Genomic DNA, 19,812 nt, shown 5'->3' on the forward strand with positions numbered 1-19,812 from the left:
TCCGCCGCGAAGCCAAACTCCCCACTATTTATTAATGTGATACCTCTAACGATTTCTTCCCACTTAGACCGAGAATCCGCGAAGTTGACGAATGGATTTCATCAATAAGCTCTGGATGTTTCAGAAGCGACACACCGTAACTCGGAATCATTTCTTTAATTTTCGGTTCCCATTCCTTGATATGTTCTGGGAAACATTTCGATACGAGCTCAAGCATGACCGAAACCGCGGTAGAAGCTCCAGGAGAAGCACCGAGCAAAGCCGCTAATGAGCCGTCAGCTGAACTTATCACTTCCGTACCAAATTGCAGCGTTCCTTTGCCAGCAGCCGTGTCTTTAATAACTTGTACACGTTGACCCGCTACAACTAACTCCCAGTCCTCGATTTTGGCACTTGGGATAAACTCCCGCAGCTCTTCCATGCGCTTTTCTTTCGATAGCATCACTTGCTCGATCAGGTACTTCGTCAACGACATGTTCTTGGCTCCAGCCGACAACATCGTCACGAGATTATTCGGTTTAACGGAAGTTACCAAATCGAACATGGAACCGGTTTTCAGGAACTTTGGCGAGAACCCGGCAAATGGTCCAAATAACAACGATTTCTTGTTATCGATAAAACGTGTATCTAGATGCGGAACTGACATTGGCGGTGCACCAAGCTTCGCTTTACCATATACTTTGGCATGATGCTCCGCGACCACAGCTGGATTATTACATACCATGAATATGCCGCTTACCGGGAATCCTCCGATATTTCTACCTTCTGGAATACCGGATTTTTGCAGCAGATGCAGGCTTCCACCGCCACCGCCGATAAAGACGAATTTAGCTGTTTGGCGCTCAACACTGCCACTATTGATATTACGTATTTTCAATTCCCACGAGCCATCGCTAGTACGTCTCAAATTATCAACGCTGTGTTTGTATTTGATATCAACGTTCTTCTTCTTTAAGTGATCAAATAGTATACGCGTTAAAGCGCCAAAGTTAACGTCCGTACCGGAGTCAATTTTGGTTGCCGCGATCGGTTCATTCGATGGACGATCTTTGATAATCAACGGAATCCATTCCATTAGCTTTTTAGGGTCATCGGAAAATTCCATCCCCTGAAATAAGGAGTTCTTCGACATCGCTTCATACCGTTTCTTCAAAAACGATACATTTTGTTTCCCTAGAACCATACTCATATGAGGCAATGGCATGATAAAGTCCTGCGGATCACGGATTAGCTTACTGTTTACAAGATACGACCAGAACTGCATGGAATGCTGGAACTGTTCATTAATTTGGATAGCTTTACTGATATCTATAGATCCGTCTGGTTTTTCGGAAGTGTAGTTAAGTTCGCACAGTGCCGCATGACCTGTACCTGCATTATTCCATTCGTTAGAACTTTCCTCTCCAGCATTTTCGAGCTTCTCAAAGACTTTAATTTCCCATTCTGGCACTAATTCCTTCAGAAGTGTCCCTAAAGTCGCACTCATGATGCCAGCACCGATTAAGATGACGTCTGTTTTCGTTTGTCTGTTACTCATTTTTACCATCCTTATACCCTGAAATTTGCAGAAAGGATATAGGCGCGCCTGCTTAGCGTTACAGCAAGCCAAGTCACGGCCTAGACACACACCTTTTCTGGATCAATTAATAAGCCAATCGATAAAATATTATTACTATTATATGATAGTTATAAGCACTACGACAAGAAGTGTGTCGAAGAAGTCTTGTCGATTAAGCGAATAACTACTAAGAAAGACCTGCAGCATTCAGCTGTAGGTCCATAGATAAGAAATTTCAACACATATTTACTCCGTCGATGACGAAATCCGTTATTTTTTAAGCTCCGATGGGCCTCGAGCCAAACTTCGCGCAATTCATTATAATCGAAACCGTGCCCTACAGCAATACTTCTCCCCATAGTCATACAATGACTTCCTCCACAATTTCCATTATCTCTATATCCTGCTCCTCCTACCTAGAATCCATCCATCCATTTCTGATTATTCTCCCCCCTTTTAGGGCACGCTAAGCCGCATGGTAATGTAAGGGAATTGGGGGGATTGGCATGATCGAACGCATCCGTGCTGAATTGAATAATCCAGCTGACCTATTCTATGACACCCTAGACAATGGCTATATGCAAATGGAATTGATTTACTTTCCATCTCTCTGTGACCTCGCTCTAATCAAAAATGGACTAACCGTTCCTTACTCTTACTGCTTTAATCCAGAAGAGTTCGACCGCATGCTGAATTCGAATCCTGCCTTCGGCATAGCGGATCACCCTGAGCGCTGGACGTCTTTGCTGCTCAAAGGTACTGTCCTTTTTCAAATTGAAGAGCAGGTCTATCGATTCGACGTGCAACGGAAGTTTCAAGATAAACCTGATACCGTTCAGGTTGAGGTAGCCATTCAGGGGCCGCAGAGTGCGCTTACCGAAGATTTGGATTTAAATATTAGCCTCGTTCGGATGCGTTATAATGCGCCCTCTCTTTGCGTAGAAATGCATACGATTGGGCAAATTTCGAACACGCGGGTCTCCGTTCTTTATGACAAGGATCTTGTCAATGAAGATGTACTTGGACTTTTAAACGAACGGATTTCCACCATACAAATAAAGATGCTCCAAGCTGCCGGCCAGCTCATGCAGACGCTCTCTGGACGGAGACATCGTGTTTTTCCTATCATCCTCCAAACAGAGAGACCTGACCGTATCGCAGCCATGCTCGAACGCGGGAAAATTGCTCTCCTTCAGGATGGAAGCCGCTTCGGGCTCGTTCTTCCTGTGCGGCTCTTTGACTTCCTGCATGCCATGGATGATGACTATGAATCCTATTGGATGAGCAAGTGCCTCGTCCTGCTCCGCTATTTCGCTATGTTTTTAACCATTACACTACCTGCACTTTATATTGCGATTGTTTCCTATAATCCTGAAGTGCTTCGCGTCCAATTAACACTTTCGATCGCAGGAAGCCGTGTCGTCGTCCCCTACCCGTCCTTTATCGAAGTCTTCATCATGCTATTCATGATCGAAGCCTTGAACGAGGCTAGTCTTAGGCTACCGCGCTATGTAGGTTCGACCGCCACAACGGTTGGCGGCCTCATCTTGGGGCAAGCCATCCAACAAGCAGGCTTAGTTAGCAGTATTATGATTATTGTGACTTCTGTTGTCGCAATTTCCAATTTCGTGATACCGAATAACGGTTTCGGCTACTCGGTTCGGTTCGTTAAATACATCTTTGTGATAGCTGCCATTTTCTTCGGATTGCTTGGTGTCGTCGTTCTTGGCTTCATCTTAATTTCCTATTGGTGTAGTCTTAGAAGCTTTGGTCAACCTTATTTGGCCTTATACGTCCCCAAACTCGAAGCGAAAGCACACAACCATTTTAAAAAGGGGGCAAAGTAAGTCATGTCGCGGTATACCTACTATCATGTGCTCTATGTCGGCATGATTAATATCATGATGTTTGTCCCCTCTTTACTGATCCGAGACCGGTTCAATGGCGCCGTATCGGGTATGCTTGTCGCGATGGTCATCGGGTCCATCCTCTCACTTGGCACCATGGCATGCTTCGAGCGCTTTCCAGGACTCGGCTTTCCAGAGATATGTGATCGCTATACACCTCGCTGGTTTACCCAAGCCAACATCCTTTTCGCTGCGCTGTGCCTTTGGTTACCCGCTGGCATTATCGTGATCTATGCGTATTCAGAAACGGTTCGTATGTTCTTTTACCCCGACATTAACCCCTATCTGAATCTGTTTCTCATGGCAACCGCGGCCATATGGGCCTGCACTCGGTCTACACGTACGGTCCAATTCATTCATGAAATCATGGTCATTCTCAGCTCACCGTTGCTTATTTTGTTTATCATGAAAGCTATTTTCAATAAAAATATTAACTGGGATGCTATTCGATATGTGGCAGGCTATGTCAATAAACCGCCTTCTTTCGAGACGGTCGCCGCTGCTACCTTTTTATTCTCTGGCTATCTCAGTCTCCTTATTTTCAATCGGCTGTATCCGGTTGGATTTAAGTTTCGTTTTCGCTGGATTGTACCTTTGTTCGGCATTTTATTCTTATTGATTACTTTTTTTGTTCCTATCGGCTTTCATGGGACGGTTGGGGTTGAAAATTATGTTTATCTATGGAGTATGACGGCGGATTCCATGGTGACGGAATACGGGTTTATTAACCGTGTTTTGTTCGTTTTTCTACTCCTCTTCACTGGGTTATCGCTGTTATTCGTCATGAATACTTGGCACACGACGATTATGCTGCTCCGCTACGCCATCAATGGGGCGATCAAAGTTGAAGAAGACCCTGTGCCTTGGCTGAACGTATGGCTCGGTTTGGGCATCGGCTTTCTTGCCTTCCTTTTCATGAGATATGTCAATTTAGAGAAAAGTCAGGTTCTATCTGAAGCCTGGCTAGTACTTCGATTTTTCCTTGAAATCTATTTCCTTTTCCTGATGATTTATTTCGTTAGGAAGCAAAAAAAGGAACAGGTACAGCTATGAATATGCGACCATTTCTCATGTGTCTATCCCTTCTACTTATCTGTACATCTCTTGGCGGATGCGGTTTTAAGGATATCGACAAGCGCTTCTTTGTCGTCGCCATGGGTGTCGATTGGACGGGCAAGGAGGATAAACCTTATCTCGTCACACTGCGTCTAGCCATCCCCGCTTCGAAGGTCGGTGAGGGCCTGGCAGAAAGCCAGATCGAACATCAAGAGGCCAAAAGCATCGCAGAAGCCGTTAGAAATCTTAAAGCTCATGTCGATAAAGAGCTTGATTTTGGTCATTGCCGTATGTTCCTATTCGGGGAAAGCTTAGCGACGAGGTCCCTTGAAGAGCCATTGAATTGGCTTACGCGAAGACGCGACATTCAACTCATTTCATATACAGCCGTTGCTGAACCTACTGCGAGTAAGCTGCTAGAGTCGAACCCAACTACCGAGAGACTTGCTGGCAACTCCTTTTTTCTTACTTTTGGGAAAGAAGGAACGGTGTCTCCTTATACAGTAACAGAGCTTTTGTTTGACACTTTCCGACGTTTCAAAGAAAAAGGGTTAGATCCCTATTTTCCGATCATTAGCTTTGATGGTGATTCTTATGTCGTTGAGCATCTTGCTTTGCTGAATAAAACCAATCAGCGTATCGTCCTCAACCCACCTGAGACTCAGTTTTATAATATGAGTGCGAATGAGTTCAGCAAGTCAGGAATTTCCATCACATATAATGGACAGCCACTGAGCTTTTATGTAGCGCGTGTCAAGAAGCATATTTCGATTTCCAAGGAAGCTACGCCAGTCGTCAAACTGAAACTCAATCTTACAGGCATGATAGAGCAAGGCACTTTAGGTTTGGACATTCACAAGGTTCAGCCGCAGCTTGAACAGCAGGTCAACCAGTCCGTAGAGGCTCTCCTCTACAAAATCAGGGATGCGAAGGTTGATCCATATGGTTTTGGCCTTCATTATTTGGGGCAGTATTTTGGGAAAGAGAAGGATTGGGAGTATTGGCAGTCTATTTATCCAGAGGTTAAATTCGAAGTCGAAACGCATGTGAAAATCGAGAGTACGGGATTGGTGCATTAAAGAACGGTAGGCCACCTTCGAGCCTGCGTGCCCCCTTGCCTGAAGTTAGTCGGTTTCTTCGACTAATTCCACCTGCAGGGCCTCTACTTCTTCCGAATTAGTCGGTTACTTCGACTTACGCGACTGCGGGGGCTCACATACCAAAAAGAGGCCCTCCCCCTCACCTCATCGAGTTGTGGAAAGCCCCTCTGGCTATTCATATATATTTGATCAAAATGCTTTCAACATGCTCCAGATGAACACGCATCGCTTGAGATGCCAGCACCGGATCTCCGCTGACGATCGCTTCATAAATGACTTTATGCTCCTTCAGAAGCTGGACCGCTACTTCCTGATTCGCATACAATTCTGCGCGTCGGATATCGCGAATCATCATTTCCATCGCGTTGCGGATCGAGTCAAAGGTTTGCTCCATAATGCTATTATGCGTCGCTTGAACGAGCAACTGATGGAATCCGAGATCCGTTCTTTCCCCCTCCGCATCATTACCTACGGAACTCCCCATGTCTTGCATGATGCGCTGCAACTGCGCTAAGTCCTCGGGCGTTCGTTTCCGCGCGGCAATCGATGCGATCGAAATCTCCAGTGATTGCCGCACTTCCATCAGCTCTAGGAGCGTCGTTCTATTCATCCGCAGCGATGTCCACTCGGGCAAAGAAACCTCCGCCGGCGCCTGCCGGATGACCCGGCAAGCACCGCCTTGCCGAATCTCAATGAGGCCCATCGCCTTTAAGGCGCTGAGAGCCTCCCGCATAGTGGAACGGCCAACGCCGAAGCGCTCGGACAGCTCTTTGGTAGAAGGAAGCTTATCGCCCATCTTCAACTGACCCTGAATGATCATCTCTTTGATCTGCTGAGCGATCTCATCATAGTGATTCTGTTTCTGCAGCTTCGTAACTTCCATATGAATACCTCTTCTATCCGATAAGTAGCACGTGCACAATCCCCGGACCGTGAACACCAATCGTCAAGTCGTTCTCAATATCCGCTGAGCGGCTTGGACCTGAGATGAAGTGAACGCCAGCAGGCAGATCTTTCCTTGCTATCTGATCGAGTGGGGCGAGAATCTCGCCTAGTCTCGTTTTCAATCGTTCAATCGGCAGCAAGACGATCAGTGCCGTAGGGAGCAAGCTCACAGAGCGGCCCTTTTCTTTTGATGATAACACAGTTAGCGAGCCTGTGTAAGCCGCTGCATGATCAGCTAGGACAATCCCCAGATCGGCATTCGCTGCACTAGCCTTCCAGTTCGTATCGTCGTCAGTGTTCCAGACCGAAAGGTTCACGCCTGGAAGAGCTTCGTCTAGTTCCAGCGCATGTAATTCCGCTTGATCCTGGTGGATCACTCGTTTGACACTTAACATGCCCACGAGTTCTTGAATACTTGCCTTCGCCTCTTCCATCGAAGGTACTCGGACGACATGCCCGCCTGCTGCATGAAAGTTTGCCGTGAAATTCTCAATGCGTTCTTCTGGAGACCAGTTGAACGCTTTCCAGCTATCCGAAGCCCCTTGGAAAGGATGGGCCGGCTTCTCGGTCACACGTGCGCGCCCCAGCTTCTGGGCGATGCCCTGGATGAAACGTTCCTGCTCACTCAGCGATTGCTGATCAAGCTTCGTTAATTTCTCCTGCCACTCTGGCGTTATGTCGCGTTTAGCCATGATGATGTCCTCCCTTTTTGCCTCGTGCAGCCAATGCTTCTGCCAATTTCGCTTGAATAGCAGGATCAGCCTCTGTTAGACCATGGCGAATTTCTTGCTCGAGTGTTTTCCAGCCATCTCGGAAAGATGCCTTCGGCAGGCTTGGCGTCACGCGGTAGGAGTTCCACCCTTTGAGCGGTCCCACCTTCAGTCGGATGCCGCCGTCGCGAACGACGAGCTTTTGACCAATTCTGCCCAACTTGAGCACGGCGTTCATACGCTTCGAGTTCCCCATCAGCGCAGCAAAACCCTTCATTCCCGCGGCCTCGATTTTATCGCCATGGCCGCTTTCGACCTTCCGGCGTCGCAGCGACACAAGCATGTCATGCAGCGGGATCTTCACTGGGCATGCTTCATAGCAGGCACCGCAAAGACTTGAAGCATTGGCGATGTCGTCCCATTCCGCCACATTTTTCTTGAGCGCCGGCGTAAGCACCGCGCCGATCGGGCCGCTGTACGTGCCGCCGTAGGCATGGCCGCCAATATGGCGGTACACCGGGCAGGCGTTCAGACAAGCGCCGCAGCGGATGCAGTTGAGCAGCTCTTGGAATTCGGGATCGCCGAGTTGCTGCGAGCGCCCATTGTCGACAATGATGATGTGCATCTCTTCCGGACCATCCGCATCTGCGTCTCGTCTTGGACCTGTGATGCCGGACATGTAGACGGTCAGCTTTTGCCCTGTTGCTGAACGTGGGAGCAAGGTCGCCATGACCTCAAGATCCGCCCACGTTGGGATAATACGCTCCATTCCCATGAGCGTGATTTGCGTCTTGGGCACCGTTGTAACCATGCGGGCGTTGCCTTCATTTTCGAACAAGACCATCGATCCGCTCTCCGCAATGGCAAAATTACAGCCCGTCATCCCGATATCCGCTTCTAGGAATTTCTCTCTTAATTTCTTGCGAACGTAGCCTGCCAAAATCGTCGTGTCGGGAGCCAACGTCTCCCCAGCATCTTTGGAGAGCAGGTCGGCGATTTGATATCTATTTTTATGAATCGCTGGAATAATGATATGCGACGGTGTTTCGTCCGCCAGCTGAATGATGTACTCGCCTAAATCCGTCTCAATCGCTTCAACCCCAATGGAGGCCAGCGCCTTGTTCAAATGCAGCTCCTCGGTTACCATCGACTTGGATTTGACGACCGTTTTGGCTTGTTTGGCAGCTGCGATTTCTAAGGAAATTTGAACAGCCTCGACATCCGTATCGGCAAAATGCACATGAACCCCATTCGCTCTCGCATTATTCGCAAACGTCGTTAAGTAATAATCCAAATGCGCGATCGTATGCAATCGAATCTGTCTGCCTCGTTCGCGCCAATCGTCCCAATTGCCGTGATCTGCTGCTGCTTTCAGTTTGCCGCCGCGAAGCCGCTCTGTCGTGAACTTGACCGCTTTGCGCAGAAACTCGTCGTTCAGCGCGAGGTCTGCCCGCTCCTTAACTGTTGACTTACTCGTCGTGTGACTCATGCTCGCTTCACCCCTTCATATAACAGCTCAGCTAGATGCATCACCCTCACCGGCTCATTCCGATAGCGCAAATTGCCCGCAATATTCATCAAACATGCCAAATCCAGACCGACCAGCACCTCAGCCTCGGTTTCCTTCACATGATCGACCTTCTCCTGCACCATCGCACCAGAGATATCGGCCATCTTCACTGCAAAAGTTCCACCGAATCCACAGCAATCTTCTGCAAAAGGAAGCGGCACGAGCTCCAAATCTTTGACGCCTTGGAGTAGTGCAAGCGGCTCTGACTTCACACCGAGCAGCCTGCTTCCGTGACAGGACGGATGGTACGTTACTTTATGTGGAAACACAGCGCCCAAGTCTTCGATGTTTAGGACATTGACGAGGAACTGTGTAAATTCATACGTTTTGTTCTGAAGCTGCATCGCTTTCTCCAACCACTCCGGTTCATCCTTAAATAAATTCGGATAGTGATGAATCATATACGTGCATGAGCCCGATGGCGAAATCACAAAGTCACTATCATCAAATGCGGTAAGAATCGTCTTCGCTGTTGCTCGCGCCTCATCCCAGTAGCCGCTGTTATAGGCAGGCTGGCCGCAGCACGTTTGCACCGTCGGCAATTCTAACAGGACACCATAATGCCCGAGCAGACGTGCAATTGCCTCGCCAACCTTCGGATATAGTGCATCACTTAGACATGTAATAAATAAGGAAACCTTCATAAGGAGAAGCCCCACTTTCTTTCGTTAACTTATCAGGTTGTCAGACAAGTTGAGTGTAGCATAAAACCCCTTGTCTTGAGAAGGGGTTAATTGCGGATAAATGAGTATTATCCAAGTTTCCGCTCAAAAATAATCTCATAGGCCATGGGCTTCCCATGACCGTTATAATTGGTGGGCAGTACCTGCACCAATCTCCATCCCTCTTGGGCGTGCTCATCAATGGTTTCGCGATGCTTCGCCGAACTGAAAAATCCACCTAGTGACGTCTCGACATACTTGTATAAGTACATGGTAATCCCTCCCTCTAGTACTAAGTATACTAGCAGCGTTTGAGTAATTATACTTTGGTCCGGAGGGGGGAGCCTAGTGTACCTTAGCTGGAAATATCATTGGTATGAGGGAACCTGAGTGCGCTAATTTGTTTAAACTGAGGGGTTTGGAGCGCGAAGAGGAACGTCAGTGCACTATTCCCGCTCTACACGCGGTATTTCCTCCCAAAGTAGCAGAATAGCGGATCCTCGTTCCCTTTCGTAGCCAAAGGACTCTAAAATCTTGAAATAGCGCACCCTGGTTCCCCCTTAGCCCTACCACTGTCAACGAAGTATCATTAATTCCTTAGCACGCTGTATCGCCTGTATCCGATTATTGGCATTTAACTTTCTGCACAAATTCTTCATATGTGACTTGACCGTTTCAGCCCCGATGTTCATCTGAGTGCCTATTTCTTTATTTGTCAGTCCATCCGTCACTAATCGAAGAATTCTGGTCTCCTGGTCAGTTAGAACAACGAGTGGTGACCCCTGTACCCTTTTCGGTGCAGTGAGGCTTTCCGATGTTAGTGTGGTGTAAGCATCTGAAGTATTTTTCTGTATTTTTCTAATTTTATCCCATGTTTTGGACAACCGTTCCACCGTTACGGGCTTCATCAAATAATCTAATGCATCCTTCTCAAAGGCTTGAACTGCGTAATGATCATATCCTGTTACGAAGATCACATAGATTGATGCATGGAGGTCAACTACTAATTTAGAAAATCGCATACCATTGATGCCCGGCATATTAATATCGAGAAAAACGATATCTACTGGGTTCTCTTTTACAAATTCATAGGCTTCCAAAGGATTCATAAACGTATGGCAATCGTCAACTTCACCGCTATCCACTACTAACTTTCTCATTCGTTTCAACGATAATTCTTCATCATCCACGATAATAGCGCGCAGCATGATTTAACCTCCAATTAGCTCAAAAGGTTTTACAGGGATGTCGAAGAATACCTTGGTGCCTATACCTTCTGTGCTTTCAATATGAATACGTTGCCCGTAAAGAAGCTCCATGCGCTGACTTAAGTTCTGTAATCCAATCCCTATACCTTGTTTTGTTTCATCAACATGCCATATATGTTCCTGGGTGCTTGTAGACATACCGATCCCGTTGTCTTCTACGGCAAAACGAACGACGTCATCCGTTTCTTTTTTGATCGATATGATCACGGTTCCCCCTCCTAGGGTCGTCATTAAACCATGCCTAATCGCATTTTCCACCAGTGGTTGCAGAATCAGCGGCGGAATACACATAGCTAATTGTCTATCCACGTCATATTCCACAGCTAATCTAGTGCCAAAACGTGCCCTCTCAATATTCAAATAAATTTCGACCAACTCCAACTCATTTTCAATGGTTGTGAAGGTATCCATGTGTTTGAAGTTAAACCTACTTTGCATATATTGTGAAAGATCTAGTGTTAATGCTTCCGCCTTCTGGGGTTCGTCGATGCACAATGCGGCTATTGAATTCAGGGAGTTGTACAAGAAATGGGGGTTTATTTGGGATCGTAAAAAGGAGATTTCTGCGTCTTTCGCGGCTGATTGCAGCTGTTGATTCTTCAAGAGTATTTCCTTAATCGTTTCGTTTAAAGAAGTGAATAACCAGACAGCCAATGTGGCGATACAGACATGGATCAGATTGATAAGAAGAGTTTTGATGAATACGCCTCCAATTATAGATCCAAAAGCTATGCCTACAAGACAATAAAAAATGGAAAGAAGCAGGGCTAGTTTTATTCTTTTATTCTTCCCGCCATGCTGGAAGGACTTCTGAGAGGTGAGAATAACTGGCATGCTAACAACAAGAGTTACAATCGTCGTATATAGTCCTAAATCTGCTCCGAGTAATAATCGATACAAGATAATCGTGGCAGATAAGAAAATGCCTGTTCGCCAACCCCCATACAGGGCTCCTAACAATAACGGAACAATCCGGATATCTAATCGAACATTGGCCGTGATATAAGCAGGAAAAGACATGCATAGAACAATAGCTACTGCCAGTAGTACAGCTTGAATCACCCCAATGTGTTGCTTATTACGCATGGATTTCGTCGCAAAGAACGTTTGGAATGTGAATACTAACGTTGCAATAATAGCTAATTGCAGTAGAAAGTCTTTGACGATGTTCATACTCATTGGATCACCTACTACCTCTTAGGGGTACGCCCCCCTATATTCGACATTATTATATATATTTCGACATCCCCCTCGAAATGCCTTCTCATTTAGATTGGAGAATATATGACATCTCCTAATCGGCAAGAGGCTGCCCTTCTAGTAAATAGTTCTACTAGAAAGGCAACCCCCATTTTCATAATCTTTTGCAACAAGCTCGTGTTACTTGTGCTACGCTGGATTCACGATCTGAATATCTGCTGATGGTGCAGAAATGTTTCCTGCTGCATCCACTGCGTACAGCACATAGGTGCCTGCAGAGCCATTAGACATGTAAAGATAGCCAGTTCTATTCGCTGCAGATACAGCTCCTACTTTGCTTCCAGCGGCTGTCTTAATACTGTTCAGATCCGTTATGGTTTGTGATTTTAATACCATATACAATTCAGCAACCTCATCGCTTGATGCCATGACTTGAATAAAATTAGATAGAACGATGCTATTAGGTCCAACGATTGAAACAGTTGGAGCCGTTCTATCGATACCAAAATGCAGATACTGAACTACATGTAAACTAGGATTAGTAATCAATGTTGTGGTTATCTTCAACGTATAGCTGCCTTCTGCCATGATTGAAGTTCCCTTCGTATAGGCGATTTCACCTTGTCCATTCGTATTTAAGGTTGCTGTGCTGAATGTGTTCGGCGCATCTACCCAAGTAGGATTTATTGCCCCAGCATCTCTATAGGAGGCTCCCTCAATAACACCAGAAACCACTACTGCTAATGGTGTTGTTGGGTCATTGAATAGATTAAAGTTAGAAACCTTGCCTGGTGTATTACGACCGGAGACTTCCCCACTTCCGAGACGGCCATCCGAAGATGATCCCCATGTCCAAACATCACCATTGGACTGTAACGCAACACCTGTGCTTCCTTCTCCACCTGTTATCGCGATCACATTGTTTAAGCTAGTTGTCATTAAGGTAGGTGTATTTCGGTTACCACCATCCGCATTTACACCTAAAGCTGAATTTCCATTGTAACCCCAAGCATACATTCTTCCTTGGCCATCTATGGCAAAAGAGTAGTAATTCCCAGCCCCAATTTGCGTAATGTTAGATAAGCTTGTCACCTCATAAGGCACTAATTGGTTGTTTTGATCGGTTCCATTCCCAATTTGCCCCATCGTATTGAACCCCCACGTATAAACAGCGCCCGTTACACTTAACGCCACGGTATGTTGGTTCCCATTTTTGATATCAACGATAAAAGGTAGTCCTTCAACTTGAACTGGCACAGGTTTATCTACCCTAGTCCCATCACCAAGTTGTCCATTATCGTTAGTTCCCCAAGCCCAGACAGTTCCATCCGCTTTTAAGGCAATTCCTACGTCAGACCATTCACCTCGAACAGCAATTACATGATCTAAGCCCGGAACTTGAGCGGGAGTTCCATATGCAGGAAATTTCCACACAGTACCATCACTTTTCAAAGCAAAAATATTGGTTCCTTCTGCAGAAATAGAAACGACATGGTCAATGCCAGCAATTATTTTAGGACTAGTTAAATCATAGTAGCCCCATTTCCAAATATGGCCGTCAGCTGTTACGACCGCCGTGTACCCTTCACCCGCTTGTACGCCAATGATGTTAGCAGGCAGGTTTGGCACTGCAAATATTTGCGTTCGAGGTTTCGTCGTACCGTCTCCAATTTGCCCACCATAGTTACCGCCCCACGTATAGACTTGACCATTTGTCGCTAGCGTGGCGATATGTGCTTGGCTTTCCGAAATTCGATTTGTTGGCAAAATGGCAATGGCTTGGACGAGATAGCTCACTCCCGCCGAGTAGACGCTAGACAAGCCTGATTGATTTGCGGATTTTACTTTTATCGTGTGTGTACCCGCTGTTAATGGATCAATTGCAAGCGTAAGCGTCGCTTGTGCAGCCTGACCGGAGCCAATCACAGTCGTGCCATCTGTATCGTAGACAGTGATTTGATTACCCACCACTACATTTGCAATCGTGATCATCGGCATGTAATTAGATAGACTGCCATCTAGTGTTATCGTAGGAATAGGAACAATAATCGCACTTTGATAGGCACTGGTTGCTAAGGCTAGTGCTGAAATGGCGTTATCTACATCTTCCTGTGTTGCGTTGGTTGCTGCTTGTATGGCTGATGCTGCTGTGATAGCAAGATTATAGGCATTGTGAGCTTCTTGCGAAACTTCCCCTACTTGACTGCCAATTGAATGATTACTAAGCAATGTAGTTGCCCCAGCAATAGCTGCAATTAAATCTGTTTTATCAGTTGGCGGCACTTCATTCTCATAATTTACATCTTCAATCATAGACTCAATCTTCTCGGCTGTATCTAGTTCACCTGTCGCCGCTGCGAGAATAGCATTACGATAAAAAGCTGAATTGGCATTAATAGCAGTATCTCTACCGGTTGCCGTATTTAAAACCTCAACCAAATTAATATCTTCCCCATGATAAGCTTCAATCGTTGCAATAGCCGCCGCTTGTGCCACTACATCAGCAGCTAGCCTATTAACTTGAACAGAGTAAATATCATAATAAGATCTATCTGCATAATGCACGTAGACTTGTACTTCATTGGATCCTACTAGTAACTGCTTCGTGTCATTGTCATAGTTCAAATGGATAGACGCACCAGGGTTCATTGGTGTGGCTGTAATTGTTGTGCTTGTTACGTTAAACGGTACAGTTGCCTTATACTGTGTAATATCTGGCGAAAAGGCTTCGATAAAGGTTACATCGCTTAAATGTAACGCAAGTAATCGTCCATCTTTCTCTGTCGTATCCTTTAGTACAGTTAGTGCAAACTCTTTGGTCTGCGGAGTACCGCCGGACTTGGTGATGGTCGCGGTCAAATGAATCACACTGTTACCATCTGTAAAAACAGGGCGCGTTACAACGCCAGTATTGGAAAGGACTCCCGTGTTATCTGAGCTCCAGGCAATCGTAGTACCATTTGCTCCCGATGTAGCTAAGGTTAAGTCTGTTATTACCATAGTTAACGATGTGTTGGAATGACGAATTGTATCTGCTGTAAGCAGCGTCAGAGCTGATGAAATAGCTTCATCTGCTGACTGCTCTTGCTTCGTTACTGTGATTTCAAATACTTTCGTTTGAGCGGTTCCACCGGATTTGCTGATCGTCGCCGTCAAATGAACCACAGCATCTACATCTGAAAATGCAGGACGCGTAACAGCGCCTGTATTGGTAAGCACCGCCGTGTTATCGGAACTCCAGGCAATCGTTGTACCATTTGCTCCTGATGTATCTAAGGTTAAGTCTGCTATTACCATAGTTAACGTTGTGTTTATGTTCCGAATTGTATCTGCTGTAAGCTGTGCCTTGGCTGATGCAATAGCGTCATCTGCCGCCTGTTCTTGCTTCAATACCGTGATTTCAAACAGTTTCGTTTGCGCGGTTCCGCCGGATTTGGTCAATGTTGCCGTTAAATGAACAATGGCATCTGCATCTGTAAAAGCAGGGCGCGTAACAGCGCCTGTATTGGTAAGCACCGCCGTGTTATCGGAACTCCAGGCAATCGTTGTACCGTTTGCTCCTGATGTATCTAAGGTTAAGTCTGCTATTACCGCAGTTAGGTCTATGTTTGTATTGCGGATTGTATCTGCTGTAAGCAACGCCTTGGCAGATGTGATGGCTTCATCAGCATCAGGCCCTGGAGTTGGTGTTGGCCCTGGTGTTGACGTTGGGGCTGGTGTGGATGCTGGTTCTGGTGTTGATGTTGGGGCTGGTGTAGATGTTGGGGCTGGTGTGGATGTATCCGTTTTGGTCGGAGGTGTCTCAAAAGTAGAACCACCTATATTCAATGTTGCCAAAACAATCGTACCTTTACCTAACATTTTAATAATTGCATCTAGGACAAGATCATTGATTTTAGCACCCTCACTAAGGTTAAGTTGCATACCCGTTGATGTTGATTTTGCATTCATTTTCTGAATAGAACCTTCGGGCATATCAATTTGCAATTGCTGTGAGCTCACATTTACCGTATTAAAGGAACCAGATAAAGTGACCTTTGAGCCAGCTGGAAGTGATGAGTTAATGTTGACATTGCCAAATCCGCTACCTGTTGCATTCGTTTCTTTCAGAATTGCTGGTGAATTGACACTTACTAAAGCAATTGTTGTTGTTCCTTCAGAGACGATACGAACTGTACCCGTCCCAGACTTCTTATCAATAATAATGTCTACAAGTACCGAGTTATCAAAATGAATACTGTTCTCGCCACCGCCTTGAACGGTTACTTTGCCAGTAACTTTAACATTATCTAGGAATGCATCGCCATTGCCAATGCCTTCTGCCAATAATAAGTCACCATGAATGACCATATTCCGAAGCGTGACACCAGCTACATTCACGACTACATTTTTATTGATCGTTTCTACGCCCGTCTCCGGACCGTAAGTTCCAGCTGCTTGATAAGACACCGTTTGTGCAGCTTTTGCTCGATCTAAGGTAACAACCGCCTCTGCGCGAGTAATAGGAGCGTCTGGTTTAAAAGTATGATCAGCTTCATATCCATTCATGATCTGCGAAGCGACGACTTCATCCACTGCGTTTTTACTCCAGCTAGCGATTTGTCCAGCATCTAGAAAGGCAGCTGCAGGAGCTGTCGCGTCTAACTTCAGTAATCGGCTTACGATTACTGCTACCTCTTGGCGACTAATTGGCTTATTGATACCAACCGTTCCGTCTGCATAGCCACTGATATAGCCGGCTTTAGTCGCTTTGGCTACTTCGGCATGTGCCCAATGATCTGCCGGTACATCGCGGAATGCGATATCCGTCGTTTCTGTATATCCAAATGAACGATTGATCAATGCTATGAATTCAGCTCTTGTAATTTGGTTATCCGGCTTAAAATTGCCGTCATCATACCCTTTAATGAAACCTTTATCGATCCATGCAGAAATGTTATTTGCTGCCCAATGACCCTGAATATCCGAAGTTCCGACTGCAGTCGCTCCGAATGCGACGCCAGTCGCTGAGAATATTAGGCATGCTGTGACTATTATGGATAGCAACTTTTGAACTAATGTATTCTTCATCAAATTTCCCCCTTTAATTTTAAAATAGCTTCTTACTGAGATGTACATGATTTCCTCAACAAAATTCGCACCAAAATAACTATATTCCTAAAATTTCGACAAAAAAATCCCCCATTTGGGGGATAAACATGTCTAAATTACGTCTGAAATGAACATACAGCTTCACGAATGAGCAACACTCTTAAACTGGATAGTGGGAACCTGAGTGTGCTAATTTGTCTATACAAAGGGTTTGGAGCACGAAGAGGAACGTCAGTTCACTATTCCCGCTCTACACGCGGTATTTCCTCCCAAAGTAGCAGAATAGCGCACCATCGTTCCCTTTCGTAGCCAAAGGGCTCTCAAATCCCGAAATAGCGGATCCTCATTCCCTCTCTGGTTATTTAACACCATTAACGACTCGCTCCAGCAGCTCACTCTCCACTGAACGCCAACGAGCATCAAACCTCCAACACAATAGATGTGTCGTTCTTCACTCAATATCTCTGTGAAACTAGTGTATTAACTGGGAATTCAACCGGATACAGAGAACCTGAGTGCGCTAATTTGTTTATTATGAGGGGGTTGGAGCGCGAGGTGCTCAGTCCCCCATACTCCCGCCTGAAACGCGGCATTTCCATACCACGACAAAGAAACGGAACGTCGTTCCGTTTCTTTCTCTGGGCCACACTCCAGCGAGTATCTTAGTCCCAAGAACCTTGCCGATTACGGCGTCATTCCTGTATACTTTGGCTGTATCAAGCGCCTACAATTCTACCCGTTGGAGAGGTGTGACCCTGATGTCCTATGATCAAAATATCCGATTGCATAAAATCCAGCTTTATTTTGCCTATCAGAGAAGTACCATAGGAACCGAACAGTATCAGGGTACGTTTCACGCCCACCAAGGTATTGAAGTCTTGATCATTCACGAGGGTCGTGGCACACTCATTGTTGATCAGAAGAGTTATGAAATCATACCTAATATGGTATGTGTGTTTCAACCTTATCAGCTGCACCATATTCAAATGGATCCGGAGACGCCATTCGTGCGGTCTATTGTTCATTTTGAACCTTCCCTATACGAGCCCTACTTCGAGCCTTGGCCGCGATTGTTGGCTTTTTTCAAACATATGCATACCAGCACGCTGCATGTTCCTTGCCTTTACGACTTAGGTGAGGAGAAGCAGTTTCATCTGCTATTTCAAAGCCTTGCGGAGAAACTGCCGAAACTGAGCAAGCAAGATGAGCTAGAGGAGTACTCCCTCTTTCTCGTCGCTTTTTTCCGCAGCTTCATGCCGCTGTGGGAGCAGCGCGATGGCCAGATTCATTCCGGCCCTACACGCAAATCCCATCAAGCCGAGCGCATCCTCAGTTGGCTGGAGGAACATTACACTGAGCCGCTTCGATTGGAGATGATGTCAGCTGATCTACACCTGTCCCCCTTCCACTTGTCTCATCTGTTTACTGAGTGCACGGGTACCAGCATTTCCGACTACGTGACCGCTCGGCGGTTGCAGCAAGCTGTGAAGCTGCTTACGTCAACAGATCAGGCGGTCGCTCGCATTGGCGAGGCGATTGGTGTGACGAATTGCTCTTATTTTTGCAAAATGTTCAAAAGCCACATCGGCATTACGCCTCACCAATATCGCAAGCAACTACAGAAGCATCACGAGGCAACTTTTACTCGGCAGTCGTAATGATCATCGCATCGCGCTGTGCGATAAGGCACAGCTCTGCTGCTTTAAAGGTATGCTCCTGCGTCATCGCGACTTCCGTACGGTTCAAGCAATCCAAGATCAGTTGACCAAAGTAAGGGTAACCGACTTGGCCACTGACGGCAAAATGCTGCTCCCCATCCTTGTTCACGAGGTACACATGATTACTCGACTGTTCTCTCGCGATATCCACATATTTGCGAAGCTCAATGTACCCATCGCTGCCCAGAATTGTCATGCGGCCATCGCCCCATGTACTTAAACCGTCCGGCGTCATCCAATCTACTCGGAAATACCCCGTTGCCCCATTGTCCCCAACCAACGTAGCATCCCCGAAATCCTCAAAATTCGGATACTGCGGATAGTTATAGTTCGCTACTTTACTGTGAACAACCTTCGCATCTTTTGCCCCTGTAAAATACAGAAACTGCTCAATCTGATGGCTCCCGATATCGCACAGAATCCCGCCGAATTTCTCCTTCTCAAAAAACCAATCCGGTCTGCTCGACAAACTAATGCGATGCGGCCCTAATCCAATGACTTGATGAACGCGACCAATCGCGCCTTGTTCGATTAATTGGCCAGCATAAATTGCGCTTTCTACGTGTAGACGTTCGCTGTAATAGACGGCATATTTCTGTCCTGTTTCCTCCACCTTGGCACGAGCTGCTTCGAGCTGCTCAAGCGTCGTAAACGGTGCTTTATCCGTGAAATAATCTTTCCCACTATCCATCACGCGCAGTCCGAGCGGACCACGATCGCAAGGAATCGCCGCAGCTGCCACAAGCTTTACCTCGGCATCGCCTAGAATCTCCTCCAACGAGCTTGCCGCACGCACACCTGGGTAGGTGCTCAGGAATTTATCTACTTTGGCCGGATCCGGGTCGTATACCCATTTCAATTCCCCGCCTGCTTCCCGCAAACCATTGCACATCCCGTAAATATGCCCATGATCTAGCGCCGCTGCTGCAAAAATAAACTCCCCTGGCTGACAAACCGTGTTAAAACTTCCTTGTGGTGCGTAATTCATGCCGTCGCTTTTTTGCATTATCGTCAGTCTCCTCTGAGG

Annotated in this window: 15 protein-coding genes; 4 read left to right on the forward strand and 11 right to left on the reverse strand. The window is 46.3% G+C overall.

Features of this window, described 5'->3' with window-relative positions; all coding sequences use genetic code 11:
• Positions 1-31: 31 nt before the first annotated feature.
• Together GC096_RS26625 and GC096_RS26630 are read right to left on the reverse strand one after the other, a co-directional pair.
• Positions 32-1,537, reverse strand: coding sequence for a malate:quinone oxidoreductase (locus GC096_RS26625; RefSeq protein WP_171634434.1), 1,506 nt, complete (start codon positions 1,535-1,537; stop codon positions 32-34).
• Between the two features lie 158 nt (positions 1,538-1,695).
• The gene (locus GC096_RS26630) at positions 1,696-1,923 is read right to left on the reverse strand and encodes a hypothetical protein (protein ID WP_171634435.1); all 228 of its coding nucleotides are present in this window, start codon (positions 1,921-1,923) and stop codon (positions 1,696-1,698) included.
• Between the two features lie 141 nt (positions 1,924-2,064).
• On the opposite strand from GC096_RS26630, the gene GC096_RS26635 reads away from it, so the two are divergent.
• The 3 genes from GC096_RS26635 to GC096_RS26645 are packed head-to-tail and all read left to right on the forward strand — an operon-like array spanning position 2,065 to position 5,600.
• On the forward strand, positions 2,065-3,405 hold the full coding sequence (locus GC096_RS26635; protein WP_171634437.1) for a spore germination protein: 1,341 nt from the start codon (positions 2,065-2,067) through the stop codon (positions 3,403-3,405).
• Positions 3,406-3,408: 3 nt separating this feature from the next.
• Positions 3,409-4,518: a hypothetical protein gene (locus GC096_RS26640; RefSeq protein ID WP_171634438.1), complete on the forward strand. Its 1,110-nt coding sequence runs from the start codon at positions 3,409-3,411 to the stop codon at positions 4,516-4,518.
• On the forward strand, positions 4,515-5,600 hold the full coding sequence (locus GC096_RS26645; RefSeq protein WP_171634440.1) for a Ger(x)C family spore germination protein: 1,086 nt from the start codon (positions 4,515-4,517) through the stop codon (positions 5,598-5,600). The genes GC096_RS26640 and GC096_RS26645 overlap by 4 nt, the downstream gene beginning before the upstream one ends.
• 196 nt (positions 5,601-5,796) lie before the next feature.
• Here GC096_RS26645 and GC096_RS26650 read toward each other — a convergent pair whose 3' ends face one another.
• The 8 genes from GC096_RS26650 to GC096_RS26685 form a co-directional block, all read right to left on the reverse strand.
• Positions 5,797-6,504 carry a FadR/GntR family transcriptional regulator gene (locus GC096_RS26650; RefSeq protein ID WP_171634442.1) on the reverse strand — a complete coding sequence of 236 codons (708 nt, stop codon included), beginning with the start codon at positions 6,502-6,504 and terminating at the stop codon, positions 5,797-5,799.
• A gap of 13 nt (positions 6,505-6,517) precedes the next feature.
• Positions 6,518-7,258 carry a LutC/YkgG family protein gene (locus GC096_RS26655; protein WP_171634443.1) on the reverse strand — a complete coding sequence of 247 codons (741 nt, stop codon included), beginning with the start codon at positions 7,256-7,258 and terminating at the stop codon, positions 6,518-6,520.
• Positions 7,251-8,765, reverse strand: a complete 1,515-nt coding sequence (locus GC096_RS26660) for a LutB/LldF family L-lactate oxidation iron-sulfur protein (protein ID WP_171634445.1) — start codon at positions 8,763-8,765, stop codon at positions 7,251-7,253. Before GC096_RS26660 ends, GC096_RS26655 begins: the two co-directional genes overlap by 8 nt.
• Entirely contained in the window at positions 8,762-9,490 is a 729-nt protein-coding gene (locus GC096_RS26665; protein WP_171634447.1) for a (Fe-S)-binding protein, read from the reverse strand. The genes GC096_RS26660 and GC096_RS26665 overlap by 4 nt, the downstream gene beginning before the upstream one ends.
• A 107-nt stretch (positions 9,491-9,597) precedes the next feature.
• Positions 9,598-9,780 (reverse strand): DUF4177 domain-containing protein, encoded by a 183-nt coding sequence (locus GC096_RS26670; protein ID WP_171634448.1) that lies wholly within the window; start codon positions 9,778-9,780, stop codon positions 9,598-9,600.
• 303 nt (positions 9,781-10,083) lie between these two features.
• Positions 10,084-10,716, reverse strand: a complete 633-nt coding sequence (locus GC096_RS26675; protein ID WP_171634450.1) for a response regulator transcription factor — start codon at positions 10,714-10,716, stop codon at positions 10,084-10,086.
• A 3-nt stretch (positions 10,717-10,719) separates the two neighbouring features.
• Positions 10,720-11,949, reverse strand: coding sequence for a sensor histidine kinase (locus tag GC096_RS26680; protein ID WP_216626273.1), 1,230 nt, complete (start codon positions 11,947-11,949; stop codon positions 10,720-10,722).
• A gap of 216 nt (positions 11,950-12,165) precedes the next feature.
• The gene (locus GC096_RS26685; RefSeq protein WP_171634453.1) at positions 12,166-17,046 is read right to left on the reverse strand and encodes an immunoglobulin-like domain-containing protein; all 4,881 of its coding nucleotides are present in this window, start codon (positions 17,044-17,046) and stop codon (positions 12,166-12,168) included.
• 779 nt (positions 17,047-17,825) lie between these two features.
• Here GC096_RS26685 and GC096_RS26690 point away from each other — a divergent pair.
• A complete protein-coding gene (locus GC096_RS26690) occupies positions 17,826-18,725 on the forward strand; it encodes an AraC family transcriptional regulator (protein WP_171634454.1) in 900 nt (299 codons plus the stop codon).
• Here GC096_RS26690 and GC096_RS26695 read toward each other — a convergent pair.
• Positions 18,709-19,791 (reverse strand): Gfo/Idh/MocA family protein, encoded by a 1,083-nt coding sequence (locus GC096_RS26695; RefSeq protein WP_171634455.1) that lies wholly within the window; start codon positions 19,789-19,791, stop codon positions 18,709-18,711. The two genes, GC096_RS26690 and GC096_RS26695, sit on opposite strands and share 17 nt — an antisense overlap.
• Between the last annotated feature and the right edge of the window lie 21 nt (positions 19,792-19,812).

It is taken from the genome of Paenibacillus plantarum (assembly GCF_013141695.1).
Classification (GTDB): Bacteria; Bacillota; Bacilli; order Paenibacillales; family NBRC-103111; genus Paenibacillus_E; species Paenibacillus_E plantarum.

Excerpts from the sequence above, each read along its gene's own strand:
- GC096_RS26675 (WP_171634450.1), bottom strand. The coding sequence starts at position 10,716 with ATGCTGCGCGCTATTATCGTGGATGATGAAGAATTATCGTTGAAACGA.
- GC096_RS26655 (WP_171634443.1), bottom strand. The coding sequence starts at position 7,258 with ATGGCTAAACGCGACATAACGCCAGAGTGGCAGGAGAAATTAACGAAG.
- GC096_RS26690 (WP_171634454.1), top strand. The coding sequence starts at position 17,826 with ATGTCCTATGATCAAAATATCCGATTGCATAAAATCCAGCTTTATTTT.
- GC096_RS26640 (WP_171634438.1), top strand. The coding sequence starts at position 3,409 with ATGTCGCGGTATACCTACTATCATGTGCTCTATGTCGGCATGATTAAT.
- GC096_RS26660 (WP_171634445.1), bottom strand. The coding sequence starts at position 8,765 with ATGAGTCACACGACGAGTAAGTCAACAGTTAAGGAGCGGGCAGACCTC.
- GC096_RS26635 (WP_171634437.1), top strand. The coding sequence starts at position 2,065 with ATGATCGAACGCATCCGTGCTGAATTGAATAATCCAGCTGACCTATTC.
- GC096_RS26645 (WP_171634440.1), top strand. The coding sequence starts at position 4,515 with ATGAATATGCGACCATTTCTCATGTGTCTATCCCTTCTACTTATCTGT.
- GC096_RS26670 (WP_171634448.1), bottom strand. The coding sequence starts at position 9,780 with ATGTACTTATACAAGTATGTCGAGACGTCACTAGGTGGATTTTTCAGT.
- GC096_RS26650 (WP_171634442.1), bottom strand. The coding sequence starts at position 6,504 with ATGGAAGTTACGAAGCTGCAGAAACAGAATCACTATGATGAGATCGCT.
- GC096_RS26665 (WP_171634447.1), bottom strand. The coding sequence starts at position 9,490 with ATGAAGGTTTCCTTATTTATTACATGTCTAAGTGATGCACTATATCCG.
- GC096_RS26685 (WP_171634453.1), bottom strand. The coding sequence starts at position 17,046 with ATGAAGAATACATTAGTTCAAAAGTTGCTATCCATAATAGTCACAGCA.
- GC096_RS26680 (WP_216626273.1), bottom strand. The coding sequence starts at position 11,949 with ATGAACATCGTCAAAGACTTTCTACTGCAATTAGCTATTATTGCAACG.
- GC096_RS26625 (WP_171634434.1), bottom strand. The coding sequence starts at position 1,537 with ATGAGTAACAGACAAACGAAAACAGACGTCATCTTAATCGGTGCTGGC.
- GC096_RS26695 (WP_171634455.1), bottom strand. The coding sequence starts at position 19,791 with ATGCAAAAAAGCGACGGCATGAATTACGCACCACAAGGAAGTTTTAAC.
- GC096_RS26630 (WP_171634435.1), bottom strand. The coding sequence starts at position 1,923 with ATGACTATGGGGAGAAGTATTGCTGTAGGGCACGGTTTCGATTATAAT.